The sequence below is a fragment of the Rhodovulum sp. DZ06 genome (assembly GCF_050586345.1).
Classification (GTDB): Bacteria; Pseudomonadota; Alphaproteobacteria; order Rhodobacterales; family Rhodobacteraceae; genus JBOCEF01.
On the sequence record NZ_JBOCEF010000035.1, the window covers coordinates 1 to 7,745 of the forward strand.

A 7,745-nucleotide genomic window follows, 5' to 3' on the forward strand; every position below is an offset into this window, starting at 1 on the left:
CCCCCCCCCCCCCCCCCCCCCCCCCCCCCCCCCCCCCCCCCCCCCCCCCCCCCCCCCCCCCCCCCCGCGTCCCCCCTTCCCTGCCGGACCCGGTCCCATGCGCAGCATCACCCCCACCGTCGCCGTCCTGGCCGCGCTCGGCGCGGTTGGTCCGGCATGGGCGGAGGAGGAGGACCCGGCGGTGATGCAGCGCCTCTGCGACCGCTGCGCCGCGCTGAACGCGCTGAAGGCCGACGACCCGGTCCCGACCGGGATGCTCAACTGCCGCCCCCGCTGGGACCTGCGCCGACCGACCCGCCTGCGGGTGCAGATGGAGCGCAAGGATGACGGCGAACCGGTCTGCGAATGCTACGGGACGGTTCCCGCCGGGGAGGAGATCGACCCGGCGATGGCGCTGACCTGGCGCGCGCCGCTCGGGCAAGGCGGCGCCCCGCTGCTGAAGCGCGTGCCCGCCCCCGCGCGCGATGCGCCCACGTTCAGGGAGCGGCGCGAGCAACGCTTCGACCATTACCCCGACCCCGCCACGCGCCCGCCCGGCGCGGCGATCCCGGAGACCCGCGGATGATCTCTTCCGAATTCCTCCTCGCCGCGCTGATCGTGGTGCTGATGCCCGGAACCGGCGTGGTCTACACGCTCGGCGTCGCCATCGCGCGCGGGGGGGCGGCCTCGGTCGCCGCCGCGTTGGGCTGCACGCTGGGGATCGTGCCCGCGGTGCTCGCCGCCGCCGTCGGCCTGTCGGCGGTGCTCCATGCCGGGGCCATCGGCTACACCGTGCTGAAATACGCCGGGGCGGCGTACCTTCTGCACCTCGCGTGGAAGACGCTGCGCGGCGGCGGCCCGCTGCGGGTGCGCCCCGAGGACGGCGCCCGCTCCTTCGCCCGCATCGCGCGCACCGGCGCGCTGATCAACGTGCTCAACCCCAAGCTCTCGGTGTTCTTCCTGGCGTTCCTGCCGCAGTTCATCGACCCCGCCGCGGCCTATGCGCCGCAGATGGCCGCCATGTCGGCGATCTTCATGGGGCTGACCTTCGCGGTCTTCGTCCTCTACGGCCTGCTCGCCGCCGGGCTCGCCGCGCGCACGCTGCGCTCGGAGCGGGCGATGGCGTGGATCTCCCGCGCCTCCGCCGCCGCCTTCGCCGCCATGGGCCTGCGCCTCGCGCTGTCGGAGGACCCGGCATGAGCATCGCCGCCCACGAGAAACGCTCGGCCGTCGGCAGGTTCATGTTCCGGCCCTGGCCGCACCCGTTCACGCCCCAGGACCAGGTGGCGCTGGAGGTCCTGCGGGCCGAGCTGGAGCAGCACGGGCGCGCCGTCGCCTCGATCCGCGGGCGGCTGGTCGTCGGGATGCTGGCCGCGCTCCTGTCGTTGGGCGCGCGCAACGCCGAGGTGAGCGCGCTGCTCGGCGGGGCGGAGGTGGAGCTTTTCGTCCGCCTCTTCGCCCTGATAGGGATGTATCGCTGTTTCGACGCGCTGATGCTGTCGCAGCCGCTGCACTGGAAGGGCGTGCTGGCCGTGCTCGGCGGCGCGCTGCTGCTGGGGCTGGGGCTCCAGGATACGGATGGCGGGGCGGCGATCGCCCTCGTCGCGCTGATCATTCCCGGCGCGATGCTGATCCTCGGCGCCCGGCTCCTGGCCAATGAGCGCGCCCGCCGCGCGGTGGAGACGATGATCGCGCTGCGCAAGGCGTCCACCGAGGACCAGGCGACCTGGAGCCTGCCGATCAACCTCGCGCTGATGAATTCCGCCGCGCTGGCGCAGCGGCTGGAGGCGGCGCGCGCCGACGCCGCCACGGCCGGGACCCCGTTCCCCTGCCGCGCCCGCTCCGAGGCCGCCGCCCGGCGGGGGCGCGAGCTGGCGCAGATCGTCCTGAACGAAGCCGCCGGGGGGGCGCGCGCATGACCGAAATCACCGTTCTCGCCCTGCTGGTCCTCGTCAGCGCGGGCTATTTCTTCTTCTACTCGGTCACCGCCAACATGCAGGTGGGGCCGAAATACGCGATGGGTCCGCGGGACGAGCCGCGGCAGCTGACCGGCCTTGCGGGCCGGGCCCAGCGCGCCCTGAACAACCAGTTCGAGGGGATGATCCTCTACACCGCCGCGGCCCTGGCGGTGACCCTGCTCGAGGCATCCTCTCCGTTCACCGCGACCTGCGCCTGGATCTATCTCGGCGTGCGGGTCGTCTATCTCCCCCTCTACGCGCTCGGGGCGACGCCCTGGCGCTCCATCGCCTGGGGGGTCGGCTTCTTCGCCACCCTCGGCATGGCCGGCGCCGCCGCGTTCTGAAGATCAGGTAAGGAAACACCCATGTCCGAATACGACGTCATCGTCATCGGCGGCGGCCCGGGCGGCTATGTCTGCGCCATCCGCTGCGCCCAGCTCGGCCTCAAGACCGCCTGCGTCGAAGGCCGCGGCGCCCTTGGCGGCACCTGCCTGAATGTCGGCTGCATCCCGTCGAAGGCGCTGCTGCACGCCTCGGAACTGGTGCACGAAGCGCATGAGAATTTCGGGACGCTCGGGATCAATGTCGGCGAGGTGTCCGTCGACCTTGAGAAGATGATGGGCCACAAGACCTCGGTCATCCAGGCCAACACCGGCGGGATCGAGTTCCTGTTCAAGAAGAACAAGGTCGATTACATCAAGGGCTATGGCAAGATCACCGCGAAGGGCGAAGTGACCGTCGGGGACGCCGTGCACAAGGCCAAGTCGATCGTGATCGCCACCGGCTCCGACGTCGCCGTGCCGCCCTTCGTGGAGCTCGACGAGGAGCGGATCGTGTCCTCGACCGGCGCGCTGGAGCTCAAAGAGATCCCCAAGAAGATGGTGGTGATCGGCGCGGGCGTGATCGGGCTCGAGCTCGGCTCGGTCTACAAGCGCCTCGGCGCCGAGGTCGAGGTGATCGAGTATCTCGACCAGATCACCCCGGGCATGGACCTCGAGGTCTGCCGCAACTTCCAGAAGCTGCTGACCAAGCAGGGCCTGAAATTCACCCTCGGCGCCGCGGTGCAGAGCGTGGAGAAGGGCGACAGCCTCACCGTCAAGTACAAGCTGCGCAAGGATGACAGCGAGCACGAGATGGAGGCCGACGTGGTCCTCGTCGCCACCGGCCGCAAGCCCTACACCGCCGGCCTGGGCGCGGAGGAGATGGGCATCGAGCTCGACAACCGCGGCCGCATCGTGGTGGACGACCACTTCAAGACGAAGCTCGACGGCTGCTACGCCATCGGCGACGTGATCGCCGGCCCGATGCTGGCCCACAAGGCCGAGGACGAGGGTTTCGCGGTGGCCGACATCATCGCGGGCAAGCATGGCCACGTGGATTACGGCGTGATCCCCGGCGTGATCTACACCGCCCCCGAGGTGGCTTCCGTGGGCAAGACGGAAGAGCAGCTCAAGGAAGAGGGCGTGGCGTATAAAGTTGGAAAATTCCAGTTCATGGCCAATGGCCGCGCCAAGGCGAACCTGGCGGCCGAGGGCTTCGTGAAGCTGCTGGCCGACAAGGAGACGGACCGCATCCTCGGCGCCCACCTGATCGGCCCGGCGGCGGGCGAGCTGATCCACGAGATCTGCGTCGCCATGTCCTTCGGCGCCGCGGCCGAGGACATCGCCCTGACCTGCCACGCGCACCCGACCTTCTCCGAGGCCGTGCGCGAGGCCGCCCTGGCCTGCGGCGACGGCGCGATCCACGCCTGACGCGCCCCCCGGCCCGCGGGGCGCGCGGCCAGTCCGCCACGCGCCCCGACGCAGAGGTCCCTGCGCGCAGCGATGCGCCCGGCGCGGTCCCCAGGGGGGCCGCGCCTTTCTCGTGCCCCCGCGGTCCCGCCCCGCGGCGGCCTGTGCGCTTGCCCGGCCCCGCGCGCCGCGGCAGGGTTCCGATCACCGCTTTCATCAAGGCCCCCGCCATGACCCAGACCGACGCCGCCATCCCCGCCGGGTGGGAAGACCTCCTCTCCCCCGGCGAGCGCATCCTGTGGCAGGGCGCCCCCGACGACGTGGTGGAGTGGTCGGGCGTCCTGTCGCCCCTCTCCGCCTTCGGGGTGTTCTTCGGCGGCTTCGCGGCGGTCTGGATCACGCTCGCCTTCGCGATGGGCTCCGGGACCGGGATCGTCGGCTGGATCTTCCCCCTGTTCGGCCTGCCCTTCCTCGCGGTCGGGCTGTTCATGGCCTTCGGGCGGCTGATCTGGGACGCGCGGGTGCGGCGCGGCACGCATTACACCCTCACCACCCGCAACGGCTGGATCGCGACCGACCTGTTCGGGCGCCGCAAGATCAAGCCCTGGCCGGTGGAGGAGATGGAGCTGGAGCTCGAGGACGGCGATCCCGGCACGGTGTGGTTCGCGAAGGAGGTCTCCGGCGCCCGTCCCCGCCGCCGACGTCCGAACCATGTCCGCACCCGCGCGGGCCAGAGCGTCACCCCCGTCGGCTTCCGCCGCATCCCGGACGCGCGCAAGGTCTACCGGCTGTGCCGCGACGCGCAGGCGGCCGCCCGGGCCGCCGCCCCGGGCGCAGACTGATACTTCCCCGCCGCAACATGGAGAGTCCCATGGCCTGGACCCGTTCGGACGTCCGCTTCAACACCCCGATGGAACAGCGCGTCGGCTTCGCCCGCGCCGTCCGCGTCGGCCCCGTCATCACCGTCGGCGGCTGCGCGGCGGTGGCGCAGGACGGCTCGACCGTCGGCGTCGGCGACGTCGCCGCCCAGACCCGCCGCTGCATCGAGGTCGCCGCCGCCGCGCTGAAGGAAGCCGGCGCCGACCTCTCGCACGTCACCCGCACCCGCACGCTGCTGGTCGACATCAAGTACTGGGAGACAGCCGCCGACATCCGCCGCGAGGCCTTCGGCGACACCCGCCCGGTCGAGACGATCATGGCCGTCAGCGGCTTCGTGAACCCCGAATGGCTGGTGGAGATGGAGTTCGACGCCGTCATCCCCGGGGGCTGATCGCCCTTGCCGCAGAGGGTTCCTTTGTGGAACTCTATGCGGCGGGAGGATCCGACATGATCGACTATACCGGCGACATCGCCTTCACCCTCGACGCGGTGACCGAGCAGGAGGCCACGGGCCGCATGGCCGTCGCCCCGGGGATGCTCAACCCGTTCGGCACCGTCCACGCGGGGGCGCTGACCTGGTTCGCCGACGTGGTGGCGACGCATTTCGTGCTGCAGGGGGCGACGGCCTCCGAGGGGATGGCCGACTTCCCCGTCGCCACCTCGCTCAACGTCCAGCTCCTGGGCAATGTCACGGGCGGGGAGATCCACGCCACGGCGCGCTGGGTCAAGCGGGGCCGCCGCATCTCCACCGTGCGGACCGAGCTGCGCAGCGACGCGGGCAAGCTGCTGTTCGAGCTGACCTCCTCGCACGTCGCCGCGAAGGGCTGAGGCGCGCGGCGACCGGGGGGGATCAACCGTCGAACGGGCCCACCACCGCCTCGCGCCCGGCGGTGTCGAAATACTGGCGCATCTCGACGATCATGCCCTCGTCGAAGCGGAACAGCATGCAGTAGTGGTTGAGGTTCACGCGACCGTCCTCGAGCGTCAGGGCGTTGACGCTTTCGATCACCGCCCAGTCGCCGTCCACGAGGATGCGCGCGGGTTCCAGCCGCCCGACGCCCGAGGTCGCGCTGCGCCGCAGGCGGCCGAGATAGGCGTTGATGAAGGCCTCGCGCCCCTCGAACACGCCGCACCAGCTGCTGCTGCCGGGAATGGTCAGCACCACGTCCTCGTGCAGGCGCTCGAGGAACAGGCGCGGGTCGCCGATGCGGATGCCCTCGAACATCTCGTGCACCAGCCCCCTGATGTCTTCGCCGCGGTTCATCGCTCGCCTCCCCCGTCGCGGGCGCCGGGCGCCCCGCCAGCGCGGGCGCCGGGCGACCCGCCTGCGCGGGCGCCGGGGTGGGCCGCCTCGTAGACCTCCATCAGGCGCGCCTCGTCCACGCCGGTATAGATCTGGGTCGTGGACAGCGACGCATGGCCCAGCAGCGTCTGGATCGCCCGCAGGTCCCCGCCAGCATTGAGCAGATGCGTGGCGAAGCTGTGGCGCAGCGCGTGCGGCGTGGCGGTGGCCGGAAGGCCGAGCCGCGCCCGCGCCGAGCGCATCGCCTTGCGCAGGATCCCGGCGTCGAGGTCCCCGCCCTTGGCCCCGCGGAACAGCGCGTCCCCCGCCACGGGCGCCCAGGGGCAGAGGGCGCGATAGCCCTCGACCGCCTCGCGCGCGGCGGGCAGGACCGGCACGATCCGCTCCTTCCCGCCCTTGCCGCGGATGCGCAGCACGTCGGGCAGCGGCGCGTCGCCCCAGCGCAGCGACAGCGCCTCGGAGATCCGCAGCCCGCAGGCCCAGAGGAGGGTCAGCGCCGCCGCGTCCCGCGCCGCGATCCAGTCGGGCGCGTCGGCGGTCTCGGCATCGAGGATCACCGCCCGCGCGGCCTCCTCGGTCAGCGGGCGCGGCAGGCGGGCGGGGGCCTTGGGCGCGCGCTGCGCCAGCACGGCCTGGGAATCGATCCCCTCGGCATCCGCCAGCCAGCGATGGAAGCCGCGCACGGCCGAAAGGCGGCGGCGCAGCGAGCGGGCGGACAGCCCCGCGGCCTTCTCGCGCGCGAGGAAGGCGCGGGTCTCGGCCGCCGTCACCTCGCCCAGCCCCTCGCGCCCCACCGGGCCGCCGCGATGGAGGCCCAGGAAGCCCAGCCAGGCGGCGATGTCGGCGCGATAGGCGGCGATGGTGGCCGGGGCGGCGTCCTTCGCCCCGCGCATGTGGTCAAGATAGCGCGCCAGCAGGTCCAGCGCCCCGGCGGAGCCCTCGACCTGCGCGCGGCGCGCGGCGTCTGCGCCGCGGCGGCTCAGGACGTCACCCAGCGGCGGATCGCCCGCTGCACCACGCCCCCGAGGAACAGCACCAGGTCCGAGCCCTGGTCGGGCGAGAACCGGGCCGGGTCCTCGGCCCCGAAGACCAGCATCCCGGGGCGGGCGCCCTCGCCGAATTCAAGCCGGACAACGGCTTCCGAGCCGATCCCCGCGGCGCCGGGGCCGAACACCTCCTGCGCCACGCCGCGGTCGACGGCGCGCAGGGCCGAAAGCGGCGCGGCGCCGGGGCGGCCGAGCGCGAGGTAGCGGTCCACCGCCCCCGGCGCGACGCCCATCAGCGCGCCCTCGCCCCCCGGCGCGCCGTCGCCTTCCAGGCACAGCCGCACCTGGTCGACGGCGAGGATGACGGGAAGCTCGTCCTCCAGCGCCTTGAGAAGGTCGGAGAAGCGGGTGGGTTCGAGCACCGACAGCGCGGCGCGGTGCACCTGGTCGGTCCCCGAGACGTTCTGGTAGGCGGCGGCGACGACCGAGCGGTGGGTTTCCTCGAGCTCGGACAGGCGGCGTTCCAGCCTTGCGACCATGGCCCCGCGCAGGTCGGTGACCTGGCGGGCGGCGCCGTCCTGCCCGGCCTCGATCAGCGCCGTCATCGCCGCGGGATCGTCCAGCACCAGCGACGGGTCGCTGCGGATCATCTCGCGGATCTGCGCGCGCAGGGCGGCGCCGTCGGCGGGCGCGGCGGCGGCCGCTTCGGGGGTCGGTGCGTCAAGGTCGGTCGCGGTCATGGCCTGTCCTCCCGTAAGGGTCCGGTCTTCGCCGGTCCTTGTCCGGCGGGGCCCTGCGCCGGGCCCCGCCGGGATCGCGTCGCCCCCCGTGCGCCGGGGGGGGGTGCGGGGGGGGGCGGGGGGGGGGGGGGGGGGGGGGGAAGATTTTTGCCTTTTTTTTTTCCCCCGTC

The 7,745-nt window shown here is 72.9% G+C and carries 11 protein-coding genes; 8 read left to right on the plus strand and 3 right to left on the minus strand.

Annotated features, from left to right (window positions below; all coding sequences use genetic code 11):
• Window positions 1-97 precede the first annotated feature (97 nt).
• The 8 genes from ACQ5SO_RS14690 to ACQ5SO_RS14725 all read left to right on the plus strand — a co-directional run bounded on the left by ACQ5SO_RS14690 (window position 98) and on the right by ACQ5SO_RS14725 (window position 5,374).
• Window positions 98-565 (plus strand): hypothetical protein, encoded by a 468-nt coding sequence (locus ACQ5SO_RS14690; protein ID WP_430942370.1) that lies wholly within the window; start codon window positions 98-100, stop codon window positions 563-565.
• A complete protein-coding gene (locus ACQ5SO_RS14695) occupies window positions 562-1,179 on the plus strand; it encodes a LysE family translocator (RefSeq protein ID WP_430942371.1) in 618 nt (205 codons plus the stop codon). Before ACQ5SO_RS14690 ends, ACQ5SO_RS14695 begins: the two co-directional genes overlap by 4 nt.
• The gene (locus ACQ5SO_RS14700) at window positions 1,176-1,898 is read left to right on the plus strand and encodes a hypothetical protein (protein ID WP_430942372.1); all 723 of its coding nucleotides are present in this window, start codon (window positions 1,176-1,178) and stop codon (window positions 1,896-1,898) included. The genes ACQ5SO_RS14695 and ACQ5SO_RS14700 overlap by 4 nt, the downstream gene beginning before the upstream one ends.
• On the plus strand, window positions 1,895-2,281 hold the full coding sequence (locus ACQ5SO_RS14705) for an MAPEG family protein (RefSeq protein ID WP_430942373.1): 387 nt from the start codon (window positions 1,895-1,897) through the stop codon (window positions 2,279-2,281). Before ACQ5SO_RS14700 ends, ACQ5SO_RS14705 begins: the two co-directional genes overlap by 4 nt.
• Before the next feature lie 21 nt (window positions 2,282-2,302).
• Entirely contained in the window at window positions 2,303-3,688 is a 1,386-nt protein-coding gene (gene lpdA, locus ACQ5SO_RS14710; protein ID WP_430942374.1) for a dihydrolipoyl dehydrogenase, read from the plus strand.
• 209 nt (window positions 3,689-3,897) lie between these two features.
• Window positions 3,898-4,509, plus strand: a complete 612-nt coding sequence (locus tag ACQ5SO_RS14715; RefSeq protein WP_430942375.1) for a hypothetical protein — start codon at window positions 3,898-3,900, stop codon at window positions 4,507-4,509.
• Window positions 4,510-4,538: 29 nt separating this feature from the next.
• Window positions 4,539-4,937, plus strand: a complete 399-nt coding sequence (locus tag ACQ5SO_RS14720) for a Rid family hydrolase (RefSeq protein WP_430942376.1) — start codon at window positions 4,539-4,541, stop codon at window positions 4,935-4,937.
• Window positions 4,938-4,993: 56 nt separating this feature from the next.
• A complete protein-coding gene (locus ACQ5SO_RS14725; protein ID WP_430942377.1) occupies window positions 4,994-5,374 on the plus strand; it encodes a PaaI family thioesterase in 381 nt (126 codons plus the stop codon).
• A 22-nt stretch (window positions 5,375-5,396) separates the two neighbouring features.
• Here the strand turns inward: ACQ5SO_RS14725 and ACQ5SO_RS14730 are convergent, their stop codons facing one another.
• The 3 genes from ACQ5SO_RS14730 to ACQ5SO_RS14740 are packed head-to-tail and all read right to left on the minus strand — an operon-like array spanning window position 5,397 to window position 7,575.
• The gene (locus ACQ5SO_RS14730) at window positions 5,397-5,810 is read right to left on the minus strand and encodes a nuclear transport factor 2 family protein (protein ID WP_430942378.1); all 414 of its coding nucleotides are present in this window, start codon (window positions 5,808-5,810) and stop codon (window positions 5,397-5,399) included.
• Window positions 5,807-6,844 carry a tyrosine recombinase XerC gene (locus tag ACQ5SO_RS14735; RefSeq protein WP_430942420.1) on the minus strand — a complete coding sequence of 346 codons (1,038 nt, stop codon included), beginning with the start codon at window positions 6,842-6,844 and terminating at the stop codon, window positions 5,807-5,809. The genes ACQ5SO_RS14730 and ACQ5SO_RS14735 overlap by 4 nt, the downstream gene beginning before the upstream one ends.
• Window positions 6,829-7,575, minus strand: coding sequence for a DUF484 family protein (locus ACQ5SO_RS14740; protein ID WP_430942379.1), 747 nt, complete (start codon window positions 7,573-7,575; stop codon window positions 6,829-6,831). Before ACQ5SO_RS14740 ends, ACQ5SO_RS14735 begins: the two co-directional genes overlap by 16 nt.
• Window positions 7,576-7,745 lie beyond the last annotated feature (170 nt).

Excerpts from the sequence above, each read along its gene's own strand:
- ACQ5SO_RS14690 (WP_430942370.1), top strand. The coding sequence starts at position 98 with ATGCGCAGCATCACCCCCACCGTCGCCGTCCTGGCCGCGCTCGGCGCG.
- ACQ5SO_RS14695 (WP_430942371.1), top strand. The coding sequence starts at position 562 with ATGATCTCTTCCGAATTCCTCCTCGCCGCGCTGATCGTGGTGCTGATG.
- ACQ5SO_RS14700 (WP_430942372.1), top strand. The coding sequence starts at position 1,176 with ATGAGCATCGCCGCCCACGAGAAACGCTCGGCCGTCGGCAGGTTCATG.
- ACQ5SO_RS14705 (WP_430942373.1), top strand. The coding sequence starts at position 1,895 with ATGACCGAAATCACCGTTCTCGCCCTGCTGGTCCTCGTCAGCGCGGGC.
- lpdA (WP_430942374.1), top strand. The coding sequence starts at position 2,303 with ATGTCCGAATACGACGTCATCGTCATCGGCGGCGGCCCGGGCGGCTAT.
- ACQ5SO_RS14715 (WP_430942375.1), top strand. The coding sequence starts at position 3,898 with ATGACCCAGACCGACGCCGCCATCCCCGCCGGGTGGGAAGACCTCCTC.
- ACQ5SO_RS14720 (WP_430942376.1), top strand. The coding sequence starts at position 4,539 with ATGGCCTGGACCCGTTCGGACGTCCGCTTCAACACCCCGATGGAACAG.
- ACQ5SO_RS14725 (WP_430942377.1), top strand. The coding sequence starts at position 4,994 with ATGATCGACTATACCGGCGACATCGCCTTCACCCTCGACGCGGTGACC.
- ACQ5SO_RS14730 (WP_430942378.1), bottom strand. The coding sequence starts at position 5,810 with ATGAACCGCGGCGAAGACATCAGGGGGCTGGTGCACGAGATGTTCGAG.
- ACQ5SO_RS14740 (WP_430942379.1), bottom strand. The coding sequence starts at position 7,575 with ATGACCGCGACCGACCTTGACGCACCGACCCCCGAAGCGGCCGCCGCC.